This window comes from Streptomyces sp. NBC_00690 (assembly GCF_036226685.1).
Lineage (GTDB): Bacteria > Actinomycetota > Actinomycetes > Streptomycetales > Streptomycetaceae > Streptomyces.
In genome coordinates this window covers 5176454-5191552 of record NZ_CP109009.1, presented here as the reverse complement: position 1 = coordinate 5191552, position 15099 = coordinate 5176454, and the positions used below count along the sequence as shown (strand labels likewise).

General features: G+C 65.5%; 17 protein-coding genes. All 17 read right to left on the bottom strand.

What is annotated here, in order from left to right:
* Nucleotides 1-72 precede the first annotated feature (72 nt).
* Nucleotides 73-357, bottom strand: coding sequence for a 30S ribosomal protein S17 (gene rpsQ, locus OID54_RS22730; RefSeq protein WP_329022213.1), 285 nt, complete (start codon nucleotides 355-357; stop codon nucleotides 73-75).
* Nucleotides 357-581 carry a 50S ribosomal protein L29 gene (gene rpmC / locus OID54_RS22725; protein WP_329022211.1) on the bottom strand — a complete coding sequence of 75 codons (225 nt, stop codon included), beginning with the start codon at nucleotides 579-581 and terminating at the stop codon, nucleotides 357-359. The genes rpsQ and rpmC overlap by 1 nt, the downstream gene beginning before the upstream one ends.
* The gene (gene rplP, locus OID54_RS22720) at nucleotides 581-1000 is read right to left on the bottom strand and encodes a 50S ribosomal protein L16 (RefSeq protein ID WP_072485538.1); all 420 of its coding nucleotides are present in this window, start codon (nucleotides 998-1000) and stop codon (nucleotides 581-583) included. The genes rpmC and rplP overlap by 1 nt, the downstream gene beginning before the upstream one ends.
* A gap of 5 nt (nucleotides 1001-1005) precedes the next feature.
* A complete protein-coding gene (gene rpsC, locus OID54_RS22715) occupies nucleotides 1006-1839 on the bottom strand; it encodes a 30S ribosomal protein S3 (protein WP_329022209.1) in 834 nt (277 codons plus the stop codon).
* Nucleotides 1839-2186 carry a 50S ribosomal protein L22 gene (rplV, locus tag OID54_RS22710; protein ID WP_016645177.1) on the bottom strand — a complete coding sequence of 116 codons (348 nt, stop codon included), beginning with the start codon at nucleotides 2184-2186 and terminating at the stop codon, nucleotides 1839-1841. The genes rpsC and rplV overlap by 1 nt, the downstream gene beginning before the upstream one ends.
* Nucleotides 2187-2237: 51 nt before the next feature.
* A complete protein-coding gene (gene rpsS, locus OID54_RS22705) occupies nucleotides 2238-2519 on the bottom strand; it encodes a 30S ribosomal protein S19 (RefSeq protein WP_030351437.1) in 282 nt (93 codons plus the stop codon).
* A gap of 12 nt (nucleotides 2520-2531) precedes the next feature.
* Nucleotides 2532-3368, bottom strand: a complete 837-nt coding sequence (rplB, locus tag OID54_RS22700; protein ID WP_329022207.1) for a 50S ribosomal protein L2 — start codon at nucleotides 3366-3368, stop codon at nucleotides 2532-2534.
* A gap of 39 nt (nucleotides 3369-3407) precedes the next feature.
* Nucleotides 3408-3740, bottom strand: coding sequence for a 50S ribosomal protein L23 (gene rplW / locus OID54_RS22695; protein WP_329022205.1), 333 nt, complete (start codon nucleotides 3738-3740; stop codon nucleotides 3408-3410).
* A complete protein-coding gene (gene rplD, locus OID54_RS22690; protein WP_329022203.1) occupies nucleotides 3740-4393 on the bottom strand; it encodes a 50S ribosomal protein L4 in 654 nt (217 codons plus the stop codon). The genes rplW and rplD overlap by 1 nt, the downstream gene beginning before the upstream one ends.
* Before the next feature lie 5 nt (nucleotides 4394-4398).
* Nucleotides 4399-5043, bottom strand: a complete 645-nt coding sequence (gene rplC / locus OID54_RS22685) for a 50S ribosomal protein L3 (protein WP_250923438.1) — start codon at nucleotides 5041-5043, stop codon at nucleotides 4399-4401.
* A gap of 14 nt (nucleotides 5044-5057) precedes the next feature.
* Complete coding sequence (gene rpsJ, locus OID54_RS22680) at nucleotides 5058-5366, bottom strand: 30S ribosomal protein S10 (protein ID WP_003948644.1); 309 nt, start codon at nucleotides 5364-5366, stop codon at nucleotides 5058-5060.
* 542 nt (nucleotides 5367-5908) lie between these two features.
* Entirely contained in the window at nucleotides 5909-6460 is a 552-nt protein-coding gene (locus OID54_RS22675) for a hypothetical protein (protein ID WP_329022201.1), read from the bottom strand.
* A gap of 194 nt (nucleotides 6461-6654) precedes the next feature.
* The gene (locus tag OID54_RS22670) at nucleotides 6655-7038 is read right to left on the bottom strand and encodes a DUF7919 family protein (RefSeq protein ID WP_329022199.1); all 384 of its coding nucleotides are present in this window, start codon (nucleotides 7036-7038) and stop codon (nucleotides 6655-6657) included.
* Between the two features lie 5 nt (nucleotides 7039-7043).
* The gene (locus OID54_RS22665; RefSeq protein ID WP_329022197.1) at nucleotides 7044-11819 is read right to left on the bottom strand and encodes a putative T7SS-secreted protein; all 4776 of its coding nucleotides are present in this window, start codon (nucleotides 11817-11819) and stop codon (nucleotides 7044-7046) included.
* A 212-nt stretch (nucleotides 11820-12031) separates the two neighbouring features.
* A complete protein-coding gene (locus tag OID54_RS22660) occupies nucleotides 12032-12652 on the bottom strand; it encodes a hypothetical protein (protein ID WP_329022195.1) in 621 nt (206 codons plus the stop codon).
* Nucleotides 12649-14460, bottom strand: coding sequence for an alpha/beta hydrolase (locus OID54_RS22655; protein ID WP_329022193.1), 1812 nt, complete (start codon nucleotides 14458-14460; stop codon nucleotides 12649-12651). Before OID54_RS22655 ends, OID54_RS22660 begins: the two co-directional genes overlap by 4 nt.
* A gap of 5 nt (nucleotides 14461-14465) precedes the next feature.
* Nucleotides 14466-14921: a hypothetical protein gene (locus tag OID54_RS22650; protein ID WP_329022192.1), complete on the bottom strand. Its 456-nt coding sequence runs from the start codon at nucleotides 14919-14921 to the stop codon at nucleotides 14466-14468.
* Nucleotides 14922-15099: the final 178 nt, after the last annotated feature.

Genomic DNA, 15099 nt, shown 5'->3' with positions numbered 1-15099 from the left:
TTCCCCGGGGGACCGCTGAGCGGCCCCCCGGAGCCTGGCGGAACTGACTCGAAGGGTTACCCCTTCAAGTAATTACTTGGCCTTCTCAAGGATTTCGACGATGCGCCAGCGCTTCGTCGCCGAGAGCGGCCGGGTCTCCATGAGGAGAACACGGTCGCCAACGCCAGCGGCGTTCTGCTCATCGTGTGCCTTGAGCTTGCTCGTACGGCGAATGACCTTGCCGTACAGAGCGTGCTTCACGCGGTCCTCGACGGCAACGACGACGGTCTTGTCCATCTTGTCGCTGACGACGAGACCCTCACGGGTCTTGCGGAATCCGCGGGCAGTGTTCTCTTCAGTCACATTCGTCTCGCTCATCAGGCGCTCTCCACCATCTCGATGCCCAGCTCGCGCTCACGCATCAGGGTGTAGATCCGGGCGATGTCCTTGCGGACGGCCTTCAGCCGGCCGTGGTTTTCGAGCTGGCCCGTCGCCGCCTGGAAGCGGAGGTTGAACAGCTCTTCCTTGGCCTCGCGGAGCTTGTTGAGAAGCTCCTCGTTGCCCAGCTCGCGCAGCTCAGACGCCTTGGTTCCGGCCGACATCACGCCTCACCTGCTTCGCGCCGAACGATGCGGCACTTCATCGGAAGCTTGTGAGCAGCGCGGGTGAGCGCCTCACGAGCAATCTTCTCGTTCGGGTAGGAGAGCTCGAACATCACCCGACCGGGCTTGACGTTCGCGATCCACCACTCCGGGGAACCCTTACCGGAACCCATGCGGGTCTCGGCGGGCTTCTTGGTCAGCGGGCGGTCCGGGTAGATGTTGATCCAGACCTTGCCGCCACGCTTGATGTGGCGGGTCATCGCGATACGCGCCGCCTCGATCTGGCGGTTGGTCACGTACGCCGGAGTGAGGGCCTGGATGCCGTACTCGCCGAACGCAACCTGCGTACCACCCTTGGACATTCCGCTGCGCTTCGGGTGGTGCTGCTTGCGGTGCTTGACCCTACGGGGGATCAGCATTTCGGTCAGGCCTCCGTTCCGGTGCTCTCAGCCGGAGCAGCAGCCGGAGCGTCAGCCTTGGGGGCCTCGGCTGCGGCGTTCTGCTGCTGCGGCTTACGGCCGCGTCCGCCACGCTCGCCACCGCGGCCACCACGGCCGGCCGGGCGGTCAGCGCCACCACGAGCCGGGCGGTTGCCAGCGCGGGCAGCAGCGTTCTCAGCGCGGACCTCGGCGATGTTCTTGACGTCGCCCTTGTAGATCCAGACCTTCACACCGATACGGCCGAAGGTGGTCTTGGCCTCGAAGAAGCCGTAGTCGACGTTCGCGCGAAGGGTGTGCAGCGGCACACGGCCCTCGCGGTAGAACTCCGACCGGGACATCTCGGCGCCGCCGAGACGGCCACCACACTGGATCTTGATGCCCTTGGCGCCGGCCTTCATCGACGACTGCATGCTCTTACGCATGGCGCGACGGAAGGAGACGCGGGAGGACAGCTGCTCGGCAACGGCCTGGGCCACGAGCTGAGCGTCAACCTCGGGGTTCTTGACCTCAAGGATGTTCAGCTGGACCTGCTTGCCCGTGAGCTTCTCAAGGTCGCCGCGGATGCGGTCGGCCTCGGCGCCACGGCGGCCGATGACGATGCCGGGACGCGCGGTGTGGATGTCCACCCGCACGCGGTCACGGGTGCGCTCGATCTCAACCTTCGAGATGCCGGCGCGCTCCATGCCGGACGTCATCATCCGACGGATGGCGACGTCTTCCTTGACGTAGTCCTTGTACAGCTTGTCGGCGTACCAGCGGGACTTGAAGTCCGTGGTGATACCGAGCCGGAACCCATGCGGGTTAACCTTCTGGCCCATTACCGGGTTCCTTCCTTGCTGCTGACGACCACGGTGATGTGGCTGGTCCGCTTACGGATCCGGTAGGCGCGACCCTGTGCACGCGGACGGAACCGCTTCAGGGTCGGGCCCTCATCCACGTACGCCTCGCTGATGACCAGCGAAGAAGCGTCACTGTGGTCGTAGTTGTGCGCGGCGTTGGCAATGGCGCTGTCCAGCACCTTGCCCACCGGCACGCTCGCGGCCTGCGGGGCGAAACGCAGGACCGCCTGAGCCTCCGTGGCATCCATGCCACGGATGAGGTCCACCACTCGGCGGGCCTTCATGGGCGTGACGCGGATGTACCGCGCTTGGGCCCTGGCTTCCATGGTTGTCCCTTCAGTGTCTGACACGTTCGTCATAGTCGTTTCCACCCCGCGCTAGCGGCGCTTCGACTTCCGGTCGTCCTTGACGTGGCCTCGGAAGGTGCGAGTCGGCGAGAACTCACCGAGCTTGTGGCCGACCATCGACTCGGTGACGAACACCGGGACGTGGATCTTGCCGTTGTGCACCGCGATCGTGTGGCCCAGCATCGCCGGGACGATCATCGAGCGACGGGACCAGGTCTTGATGACGTTCTTGGTACCTGCTTCGTTCTGTACGTCCACCTTCTTGATCAGGTGGTCGTCGACGAAGGGCCCCTTCTTGAGACTGCGCGGCATCTAAACCCGCTCCTAGCGCTTCTTGTTCGTCTTGCGGCGGCGGACGATGTACTTGCTGCTCGCCTTCTTGGGAGAACGAGTACGACCCTCCTTCTGACCCCACGGGCTGACCGGGTGGCGACCACCGGAGGTCTTGCCCTCACCACCACCGTGCGGGTGGTCAACCGGGTTCATCGCGACACCGCGGACGGTCGGGCGAACGCCCTTCCAGCGCATACGGCCGGCCTTGCCCCAGTTGATGTTCGACTGCTCGGCGTTGCCAACCTCGCCGATGGTGGCGCGGCAGCGAACGTCGACCAGCCGGATCTCGCCGGACGGCATACGGAGGTGGGCCATGACCCCCTCCTTCGCCAGCAGCTGCACGGAGGCACCCGCGGAACGGGCGAACTTCGCGCCGCCGCCGGGCCGCAGCTCGATGGCGTGGATGGTCGTACCGACCGGGATGTTGCGCAGCGCCAGGTTGTTACCGGGCTTGATGTCGGCGGTCGGGCCGTTCTCGACGCGGTCGCCCTGGCTCAGGCCACGCGGCGCGACGATGTAGCGCTTCTCGCCATCTGCGTAGTGCAGAAGGGCGATGCGCGCGGTGCGGTTGGGGTCGTACTCAATGTGAGCGACCTTGGCCGGCACGCCGTCCTTGTCGTGACGACGGAAGTCGATCACGCGGTAGGCGCGCTTGTGGCCACCGCCCTGGTGACGGACGGTCACACGACCGGTGTTGTTACGGCCGCCCTTGCTGTGCAGAGGGCGGACCAGCGACTTCTCCGGCGTGGACCGCGTGATCTCGACAAAGTCGGCGACGCTGGAGCCACGACGGCCCGGAGTCGTCGGCTTGTACTTGCGGATACCCATTTCTCAGTCCTCGTCCGATTCCGGACGACTCGACCTCACTTAAGAGGTCGGGCCGCCGAAGATGTCGATACGGTTGCCCTCGGCAAGGGTCACGATGGCGCGCTTGGTGTTGGCGCGCTTGCCGAAACCGGTGCGGGTGCGCTTGCGCTTGCCCTGCCGGTTGATCGTGTTGACCCCGGTGACCTTGACCGAGAAGACCGCTTCCACGGCCTGCTTGATCTGGGTCTTGTTGGCACGCGGGTCGACGATGAACGTGTACTTGTTCTCGTCGAGCAGTGCGTAGCTCTTCTCGGACACGACCGGCTTGACGAGGAGGTCACGCGGGTCCGTGTAGGTCTTGCTGGTAACGGCCGCCGTGGCGTTCTCGGACATCAGGCGTCGCTCCCTTCGGTCTCAAGGGCCTTGTCGGGGCCGGACACGAAGGACTCGAAGGCAGCCTGAGTGAAGACCACGTCCTCGGAGCGGATCACGTCGTACGTGTTCAGCTGGCCCGGCTCCAGAATGTGCACCTGGGGCAGGTTGCGGGCGGACAGCCACGCGGCCTCGTCGGCGCGGTCGACGACCAGGAGCAGGTTCTTGCGCTCCGAGATCTTGCCGAACAGCGTCTTGGCGGCCTTGGTGGAGACCTCGCCCTCGATCACGCCGGTGACGACGTGGATGCGCGAGTTGCGGGCCCGGTCGGTGAGGGCACCGCGCAGGGCGGCGGCCTTCATCTTCTTCGGGGTCCGCTGGGAGTAGTCACGCGGCACGGGGCCGTGGACGACGCCACCGCCGACGAACTGCGGGGCGCGGGTCGAACCCTGACGGGCACGGCCGGTGCCCTTCTGGCGGTACGGCTTCTTACCACCACCGCGGACCTCGCCACGACGCTTGACCTTGTGCGTGCCCTGACGGGCAGCGGCCAGCTGCGCGACGACGACCTGGTGGATCAGCGGGATGCTGACCTTGGCGTCGAAGATCTCGGCCGGGAGCTCAACGGTCCCGGTCTTGTCGCCTGCGGGCGACAGAATGTCAATGGTGCTCATAGTCCTCAGGCCCCCTTGGCCGCAGTGCGGACCAGGACCAGGCCGCCGTTGGGACCAGGAACCGCACCCTTGATCAGGAGCAGGCCCTTCTCCGCGTCAACAGCGTGAACGGTCAGGTTCTGTGTGGTGACCCGCTCGTTGCCCATACGGCCCGCCATGCGGAGGCCCTTGAACACACGGCCCGGGGTGGCACAGCCACCGATGGAGCCGGGAGAGCGGTGCTTGCGCTGGGTACCGTGACCGGCGCCGAGGCCCTTGAAGTTGTGACGCTTCATGACACCGGCGAAGCCCTTGCCCTTGCTCTTGCCCGTGACGTCAACCTTGACGCCGGACTCGAACACGGCAGCGGTGATCTCCTGGCCGAGCGTGTACTCGCTGGCGTCGGAGGTACGGAGCTCCACCAGGTGGCGGCGGGGGGTCACGTCGGCCTTGGAGAAGTGGCCCTTGAGGGGCTTGTTCACCTTGCGCGGGTCGATCTCGCCGAAGGCGATCTGGACCGACTCGTAGCCGTCGGAGTCATTCGTACGGACCTGGGTCACAACGCAGGGCCCGGCCTTGACGACGGTCACCGGGACGACACGGTTGTTCTCGTCCCAGACCTGGGTCATGCCGAGCTTCTCGCCCAGGACGCCCTTGATCTGCTTTGCCATCTCTTCCGCGCCTCTCAGAGCTTGATCTCGATGTCAACGCCGGCCGGAAGGTCCAGGCGCATCAACGAGTCAACGGTCTTGGGCGTCGGGTCGAGGATGTCGATCAGGCGCTTGTGCGTACGCATCTCGAAGTGCTCGCGCGAGTCCTTGTACTTGTGCGGCGACTTGATAACGCAGTACACGTTCTTCTCAGTGGGCAGCGGCACCGGGCCCGCGACCGACGCACCAGTACGCGTCACCGTCTCGACGATCTTCTTCGCCGACGAATCGATGACCTCGTGGTCGTAGGCCTTGAGCCGGATGCGGATCTTCTGTCCCGCCATGGCTACTTCGTAGTCCTGTCTTTTGTATGGACGCTCTGCAACTCGCTGAGTCCTGCGATCTCCTCCGACCCCCGCGGTCGGGCGTGTCGCACACCCTCTACGTAGATATCCCGAAGGATTTCCCAACCAAGGGGGTGCGGGCCTGGCCCGCGAATCGAGGGAGAACACCCACCGAGCGCTTGGCTGGTACCCCGCTGACGCTTCCCGGAAGATTCCCGTACGTCCGCTCCAGCGCTGCCCAGGAGGCAGATGGGGCGACGAGTACTGTGGGACTCGCTTCCGGTCCTCCCGGCGGGAGGCGCGCAGCATCGGCACTCAACCGAGCAACCCGGATAGTCTGCCACACGGGGTTGCAACCTGGCCAATCGAGCCGTAGAGGCTACCCCACGTCACAGAGAGCCACACACGGGGAGCCTGCGGGTGGGGGGCGAGCACCATCAGTGCCCGGACAGGCGCTTAGCGTGATCAAGGCCCGGCGACGGTGCGGTACGGGATGAACCCTCGGGTGGACGCCGGAACGGGGTTGCTACGCCGGAACGCCGTTACTTCGAGTAGACCCGCTCCACCATCGGTGTCGCCCACTCCGGAAAGACGTCCCGTGCGGGAAGCGGCGGGGCCGGGGATGTGTCGATCCCCGGCGAACCCGGTGGAATCTGACGGTGAGCGTACTGGCGTGACCACCAGAGCCAACGCCGCACGAACTGGTTGGCGCTCCACACCATGACCAGTCCACCTCGCAGCTCGGGAACCTCGGCCCAGTAGGTAGCGAGAAGGGCCGCCCGGGCCGAAGCGATCTCCTGGGCAGCCGGCTTAGAGTCCTCGGTCAGTTCAGTTCCGATGGCGAATCCCGCATGAGGGCTACCCCTCAGCAGAATGTCGCAGTCCCTGAGCACTAGTTCGAGAATCCGAAGCGGGGCAAGTTGCGTCTGCCGCTCCAGATTTTCCAGCAGGCCGGCAAAGTCATCTGCCAGGACGGATTCCTGGCTGGGCGTCACACTGAGGCACCGGATTGCCTCACTCTCCTCGGGCCCACCACTCAGCATGCCGAGATAGGCGAGCGCCCTCGCCACCTGCCATCGGGTGAGTGAATCCATAAGCCTGATGCGGGATGGCCGAAAAGCCGGCCGCGTCGGCCAATCGACAGCGCACACATGCGGCTGCAAAGACGCAAGGCCAGGGTGCACCGGTGCCGGGTAGAGCGGCATATTTCCACCCGAGGTCAATCGAAATCACAGCCAGTTTGAAGTGAGCACGGGCGAGACAGCAACATTCCTGGCACCGCTAAATCCTAATCCACCATGACGGCAGCCATTACAGCCCTACAGTACTCGTCAGGCGGTACGTACGCATGCGCCTCCACATAGTGCACAATCATGACCGGCGAGGCATAAACGACACCGTCCCCCGCCACCCGAATCTCTCCACTGGCGATGAATAGATCGCCCCGAGACGTGTTGTCCCTCGCGGTTTGAAAGTCTGGACACAATTCACAGAAATGCATACCACGCTGAATGTTCTCCGCACCCGTACCCAACACAGCAAGCGCCTCAACCAGGCCCTCGGGCGCAGCTCCAGTCACATACGGGTGAATCTCATCTAGCCAACCCACGTTCAGCATTGCGGGCTGAGATTCCGTGTACTCATAGGGGCTCAGATCGGGGAAATAGGTCACACTTCTCACCTTGGCCTAACGTGTTCGCGGCAAATCAAAACATGCACTGCACCCATTCCGTCCCTAACGATTTCACTCAGAAACGTCGGAGAATCGACCGTGATCGACTTGCTGCTGATCGCCAGGTTCTTCGGAACGTCAACCGTATAGTTGGGCAAACTCTTACCAGGACCGAACGTCTCTACGGGCGGATGATTTCCTCCCGTTTCAATATCGTGAGCAAATCTGTCACCAAGTCGCGCACCGTCCTCGACATAAAACTTCAGCCAGGTCCCCGACGGAACAACCATATCTCCCGACCCGAATTGATAGTACCCATGCCCAGAGATTACCTGGGAATTATCGCTCCTACCTGTCTGGGTAACACTCTTTGCCCACGCTTCGCCCTTCCCCTCACCATGCGAGGGGGGTTGTGGCCGCCGATCCTGCTCCGCCGGACAGGGCGATAGTCCGAGCGGATCCGTCCAGGTGTGGGGGTTGTGCGGGTAGGTGGTCGGATTGGGGGCGGGGGTGAGGCCGAGGGGGTCCGGGGTGAGGTAGCGGGCGGTTTCGGGGTCGTAGTGGCGGAAGTAGTTGTAGTGGAGCCCGGTTTCGGGGTCGTGATACTGGCCGGGGAAGCGTAGGGGCGTGTAGGTGGTCGCGTCCCGGTTCCAGGTCGTGGTGCCCCAGAGGGTCGCCCGGCTGTACCAGGCGATCGTGCCCGACTCGTCGATGAGCTCACTGGGGGTGCCGACGAGGTCGGTGGTGATGGCGAAGAACCGCTCGTCGATCGTGTCCTGGGAGGCGTCCGCGGTGAGGATGCGTTCGGTCTGGGCGAGCGGGCGGCGTCCCTGGTGGTCCCAGGTGAGGGCGACGGGGTGGGGCAGATCGTTCGAGGTGGTGATCTGTTCGGCCAGAGTGGTGCCGTCCCAGCTGAAACGCGTCTCCTCGACGACCGAATCACCATCCGGTGCGAGCCGCTGTTTGGCGGTACGCCGGCCCAGCGGGTCATAGCGGTAGCGCCAACGGGTGCCGTCCGGGGTGGTGACGGCGGTGAGGCGGTCCTCCGCGTTCCAGGTGTAGCGCCAGGTGTCGGGCCTGCGGGAGAGGCGGGTCTTCTGGCGCAGGGTGATGCGGCCCGCGGGATCGTGCTCGTAGCGGACGTTCCCGGCCCGGGTGAGGTTGGTCCCGGCGTAGGCGCGGGGGCCGGTGGCTTCCTGGCCGGGATGTGTGGTGGGCCAGGAGGCAGCCGTCTGGTTGCCGGCTTCGTCGTACGCGTACGTCTCGGTCCAGTTCGCGGCGGTGACCGCAGTGACCCTGCCCGCCGGGTCGAGGTCGAAGCGCTGGGTGCCGCGAAGGTCATCGTCGAGTGAGGTGAGGTAGCCGTCGGCACGGTAGGCGTAGGCGCGGCGGTTGAGGACGCGTTCGCCCGCGGTGGAGATCTCGGTGGCGAGCCGGCCGGCTTCGTCCCACGTGGAAGCGGTGCGCAGCATGTCGCCGAAGGTGCGCTCCAGCTCCCGCCCGGCAGCATCGTGGGTGAAGGTGATGCGATGGTCACCACTGGTCAGCAGGGTGGGACGGCCAGCTGGGTCATAGTCGTAGGTGGTGGCCCGGCCGCTCGGAGTCGTCCGGCGCGTTCGGCGACCCAGTGCATCGTAGGTGTAGGTAGTGGCGAGGCCGTTGAACTGTTCGGTCTTGGCAAGTCCTCGGCGGTCGTACTGGAAGACCAGTTCGCCGTCCGGGCTGCTGGCCCTGAGCAGGCGTCCGGCGCGGTCATGCGTGTACTCGGTCACCTCCCCCGCCGCGTCCTTGCGGATGACCTGCCCGACGGAGTCGTGTTCGTAGGCGACGCGCGCACCGAGCGGCGTCGTACGCGCCACGAGTTGCCCGGCCGGGTCGAGGCTGTAGGTGAGCGTGCGGCCGTCGAAGTCGGTTTCGGAGGTGAGCCGCCCGGCCGGGTCGTAGGTGTAGGACCAGTTCAGTCCCTGTGGATTGGTGACCTGGGTGAGGCGCAGCTCGCGGTCGTGCTGGAACTCGTAGCGCACCCCGTCGGGGTCGATGCGGGCGGACATCACATCGAAGTGGGTGTGTTCGAAGCGGGTGGTCTGTCCGAGAGGGTCGGTGTGGCTGGTTCGGTTGCCCTCCCCGTCGTACGTCCAGGACTCGCTGGTTCCGTCCGGTCGGGTGCGGTTGGAGAGCTGACCGTCGACGGTCCACCGAAGGGTCGTGATCGCACCGAGAGCATCCGTCGCCCGTACCGGTCGACCGAAGGGGTCGCGCTCGATGCGGGTGGTGCCGCCGAGCGGATCGGTGACTTCCAGCAGCAGCCCCGCAGCATCGCACCGAACCGTGGACACCGCACCGAGCGCGTCGGTGACCGACGTGAGGCGGCCGTGGGGGTCATAGCCGTAGCGGGTGGTGTGACCGGCCGGATCGGTGAGCGCGGTGCGGTTGCCCCGGTCGTCGTACTCCTGGGCCCAGCGTGCTCCGTCCGGACTGAGGAGGGTGACGGGGAGCCCGAGAGCATTGCGTGTCGTCGCTAGCTCGCTGCCGTCCGCCCGTACGACGGTGGCGAGTCGGCCGTCGGTGTCGTAGCGGAAGGCGGTGGTACGGCCCAGCGGATCCGTGCGGGTGAGTGCTCGACCACGGCCGTCGTAGGTGAACCGGGTTGTGTGGCCGAGCGGGTCGGTGGTGGCGAGGACACAGCAGTTGGTGTCAATGAGATGCCGGGTGGTGTGACCGTCCGCGGTGGTGAGGGCGGTGGTGCGATGGCCGGTTGCGGAGTCCGGCAGACCGTAGGCGATGGTCAGTTGGTAGTGACCCGCTTCACCGCCCTCGCCGATCACCCGGTCCTGTTCGTCGTAGACGTAGTCGTACCGGCTGCGGTTGGAGTCGATCCAGGTGACGATCCGACGCCGGTCGTCGTACGCGAAGGTGAGTGTGGCGCCGGAAGGCTTGGTGACGGTGGTCAGGTTGCCGTCGTCATACCCGTACGACATGACCGGGTGCGGTCCGTCCGGGGCTTCGAGGGCGAGTGAGGTGACTCGGTCTTCGTCCAGGGACAGGGCAAGACGGTGACCAGCCGAGTGAACGAGTGCGAGCGGTACGCCGTCGGGGGTGCGGTCGAAGGTGATGGCGTTGTCGTTGCGGTCGGAGATCTGAACCAGCCAGGCATCGCCGTCGCCCCCGGGTTCCCCGCCGGGTGGTGCGGTGAAGTGACGCGTCAGTCCGCTGTCCGGGTCGGTGATCGTGTAGTCGCCGGCTTCGTCCCGAGCGAGGGTGCAGCGGCTGATGCCGCTCTCGGGGAGGGTGGGCAGTCCGGGGACGGGGTGCGGATAGGTCAGCAGGAGCCCGTCAGCGGTGACATGGATGACTCCTGCGGCGTCGACCTCAAGACGCTCGTCGACGGTGGATGACCAGGTGGGCCCGAAGAAGCGGCCTGCTCGGTAGCCCGACTCGACGCGTCGGGTGAACAGCAGCGGCAAGGCGCCGGGCAGCATCACATCGGTCTGCGGCAGGAACATCCGCCCCGAGGCCAGGTCGACCGGGTCGGTGTTGGTGGTGGTGCGCTGGCCGTCCTGGCGGTTGTGGGTGCCTTCCGGAGCATCATCGACCACCTTGCGGGCGCGACTCGCGTCAGCTGCGAGGTCCGCCGCCTCCTTGGCGATCCGGGCCCCCTTGACCGCCGCGCCGCCGCCTCCCGTGGCAGCGGTGAGCAGCAGATCGGGCACCAGACGGCCAATGCCCTCGGCCGGGTCCTTCATGAAGCCGGTGACCATCTGCTTGCCGGCACCCCAAGGGTCGTTCGCCACCTGCACCAGGCCGGCCGCGGTGTTGCTCAACGCCAGTGCGTACTCCGCCGGGTGGGTGAGGTTGTAGGGGTCGAGCGGGTTGACACTTCGGACGAAGTTCACCAGCCCGGCCGTGCCCTTGATGACCCCACCGACGAAGTGGGACTGGATCACCTCCATCTCGTTGAGGCCGCTCACCGCCTGCTCGTGGTACGAAGGTTTCGGAGGCGCCGCGTCACGTGCCGCGCGCACTGCGGTACGTGCGGTCTCTGCGGCGCTGTTGCGCTGTTTGCGGGCCTCGCCGAGGAGTTCCTGCGCCTCTTTCATCAGCGCCGTACCCGGGTCCTTGAACTCACCCGGGCGCGGCGGCAGCGACGAGGGGTCACGTTGGTCCGGGGCCATCGCGTTGTACGTTTCGGCGGCCCGGTTGAAGGTTTCGTGCTTCGCCTTGTGCGCGTCCCAGGCGTCTTCGGACGCCTTGGTGCCGGCCTTCCACTTCTCGATCGCCGTCTGTGCCTGCCCTTGCGCCCACTCGACGGTCGCCGCGAACGCCTCCAGGGCACCTGCGGCATCCCCGTACGCGTCCGCGCCCTTCAGCCACTTCGGTGGTTCGATCGCCACCGTCTCCCGGAACGCCTCCGCCGCCTCGCCCTTCACCGAGGACGAGTCCAAGCCCTTCAGCCCCTGGGCCACCGTCGTGAAAGATTTCTGAAAGTCCTTCAGATGAGCTGCGGTGGCTCGGAGTTTGGACGGAGAGCCGTAGATGAGCTTGGTCTTGTCGTCGGTCTGTCCCAGGTCGAGTTCATCGACCTCGGCACCCATTCGGTTGGCCAGCGAACGGGACTTTTCCCGCACCCAGTCGGCGCCCGAATCCCATCCCACGTCTTTGAGTCGGTCCGCCGTCCAGTCCCCGGCGTCCTCGACTCGATCGCCCGCCCACTCGGTGGCGTCTTCTACGGCGTCCTCGACCACATCTGGGGTCAGATCGCTGACCAGATCACCGAAACCCATGGCTTAGCTCCCCCGTCGCCCACCCGAGCCCGGTTCCGGCCCATCGACCTTCCCGACCTCTACAAGCACCGTAGGAGGCCACGGCTCACCCGCAGCAGACGGTTTCTGGCCCCCGCAGTGACGAAATCCCGCCAGCTGGTGGCAATGCCCACCTCTTCAAGTGGCCGCACCGCCGCGGCTGGCAGCAGCGTGGCGCGGCCCGAGGCAGTGGGTCACCGGCTAGGAGAGGCCGAGGGGATCGCCGTGGTGGCAGACCAGAAGTCGGACCGGACGTATGGGTCGGGGACCACGGGGCCTTCGAAGGGGGTGCCGTTGGGGGGAGTCTTGGGGGCTTCCACCTCAGACGTGATGAAGCAGGGAGTTGTGATCCCGAAGAAGAATTGCCCCTTCTTGCCCACCATGGCAACCAAGCGGAAGTCCTCGGGGGTGCTGGCGTAGATCGCTGGAAAGGTCTTGTTGCGGTTGACCCCGGTGATCTTGTAGCCCCTCTCCTTCCAGTACCGCTCGATCACTCCCAAAAGGCTGCCGCGCCTGGTCTCCGAGACAACGGTCATCACCACCACCCGCCGGGTAGCCGAGCCGGTCGCCTTGCCGTCGATCGTGTACGAGTCACACCCCCCGTCGGTGTTCCCGTAGTGCACCCAGTTCACTTCTGGCCTGACGGAAGCCATTGTGGCAAGCATGATCCCATCCGCTCGTTCAGCGGCTTCCTGCAAACTCACCTTGCTCACCTTGCGCTTCTCACTTCCCCTGTCATCGGACGCCCCTACAAAGCCGCAACCTGTCACGGTCATAGCCAACACGACAGCCAAGGCCATCCTCATTGCCCTCATCGATGCTCCTGAGTGGTGATCGCTGCCCCCTGGCCCGCCACAATCATTGCGATATTGTCTGCGGACTCCGAATCCTTCTTGGGATTGAAGTAGTTGGAGTGCGCTGGCATCTGGACACCAGTGTCGACGTGCATACTCGGGCCGTCGTCGACTCTGAATCGCCGGGCACCAAAGTCCGCGTGAGAGGGGTCAGTCCCGTAGTAGATCTGGCTCCCATCCGTTGCGACATTCCCGATGAGGAAGCCGCTGGCCCCTCCGGTGACAGGTCCCAAGGGAGTCACACTTCCGATGAGTACGCCGGCCTGAAGCCCCTTGGAAGAGTTCTGATCAGGAGCCCTGGTGACCGGGTCGTTCTCGGCCGCACCTACGTAGACCCGATCTCCCGGCACGCCCAAGTCCTCGGCCGTCTGCGCCCCCGTACCGGGACTGCCGACCAGAATGATGTTGTCCGCGCCCGGGATGCCTCCCTCCCTCTGAGCTGCCATACCCACGGTGAGAGAGCCGTAGGAGTGACCAATAGCCGTCATATGAGGATCGCCGTGCTGATTGGTAGCACTCAAGCCGGCCATGAATTCGTTGTATGCCGGTGCGCCTGCTTTCGCATCCCTGTCACTTGCCACAGCCAGGTTGTCGAGAGCCTTGTCCGCTGGAAACTGCGGCGGGTCATACCCAAGCCATACGATCGATGCGCTGGAAGGATCGATTTCAGCAGCTCCGATTGCAGTATCCCGCGCTCTCGTAATGTCGTTCCTGGCAAACTCCGCGTCCAACGAAGTCGACAGTCCCGGAACATATGCCGACACGTTCTTCGCCGTATCCGGGTTGCCGAAAGACACGATCGCGCGGCCCAACCCTTCGTCCCCGATCCCCAATAGGTACATCGGTGGCACACCCGGCAACGGTTCGGCACGCAGTTGTTCGTCGATGCTCTTCAGCCCCGCCAGTTGGTTCTGTGAGCGTTCGTCCGGCTGTCCCTCCAGTTTGCCGATCAGGAGTTGGAGGTTGTCCCTGTTCGCCGTGTCCCTGATCTCTGCCGGGATTCCGTCCAGGTTGCCGATGCGGTCCGGGTAGGTCGCCAGGAGTTCTTCGCGGTGTTCCTGGGTGAGGCCGTCCCACCATCCCTTGCGGGCGGCCGGGGTTCCGCAGTCCGGGATGGCCTCGGGGAGGTATCCCTTGGCCGCTGTCCGTACAGCTGCCGCGTCGTGTGCCGCGTCCGTCCAGGTGGCCTTGGTCACGGCGAGACCCGGTGGGGCTTTCAGCGCGGCCAGGATGCGGCTGAAGCGGCCGTCGATCTCGTTGGCGTTGCGGGTCGCGTCCCCGATGGCTCCGGCGATCCGCTGGGCCTCGGCCCGGTGCGGGTTGGGGCTGATCAGCGGCGACGGCTGTTCGAGGACTCCGAGGCGGCGGGTGGTGCCGCCGGCTGCCGGCTGGTCCAGGATGTTGTTGCCGCCCGCGGGATAGCTGACCGAGCCGTCGGTATGGACGGTGAACTTGCGGTTCGCCGCGTCTTCCAGGGCGAGGTTGAGCCGTCGCTGTTCCTCGCCCAGTTCGTGGGCGAGCGCATTCAGGGTCGTACGGATCAGACCGCATTCCGTGTACGCGTACTCGAAGTTGCGGTCGAGTTGTTTGAGGCGCCCCAGTGCTGCATCGGCCGCCTCTCCGACTTGGGATTCGGCCAGCGCATTGATCATCTGGTTGCTGATGCGGTCCCGGGCGGCGTCGGCCTGGTTGCTGGCCACTCCCCAGCCGTCGGCCGCGCCTTCTAATTCGGAGAGCTTGAGATCGCGGAGCAGCTGCCAGGTCAGCACGGCTGCTACCTGCCCTTCTCAGCGGGCGGGGCGGCCTTCTCGAAGGACGACTTCACCGCCTTCTCGTGCTCGCCCTGGTCCGTGGCGACCCGTTTGAGGGCCGGTGCCAGGGAGCCGCATTCATCGCGTACGGCTCCGAGCCGCTTCTCCCAAGATGTGAGGACGGCTCTCAGCGCTCCGAGGCTCGCGAGTCCCGCTGTACCCGTATCGACTCCGCTATGTGCCGCCCCGAGCTTGGCGTTGGCGCTCGCGGTGTTGGTGCGCAGCACCGCGGCTGCGGTGGCCGCCGAAGTCCACGGCTGGGCCTCGTGCTTCAGGTCTCCCGTCGCGCCTTTGGCTCCCGGTTCACCAGGGGAGCCGGCGACGGACGCGAGCGACATGCCCGTCCCCGTGGTGTCCGTCCGAGGTTGTCCCGCCAGATGTAACAGTTCCTGCCATGGGTCGGCCCCTGCCCCGGTCATACCCGTCCCCCTCGTCCGGTGTGCTTCCGGCGGTCACGCTAGAGGGTCGGGGAGGGTGTGTTGGGTTCTTCAACTCACGTTGGCGGAAAGAAAACCCGCTGGTCATAGCAGATGTCCAGGGCCCGATACAAGGGTGCTCACGCTCACCCATGTGGGCTATGGGTCCGGGTTCGGGCTC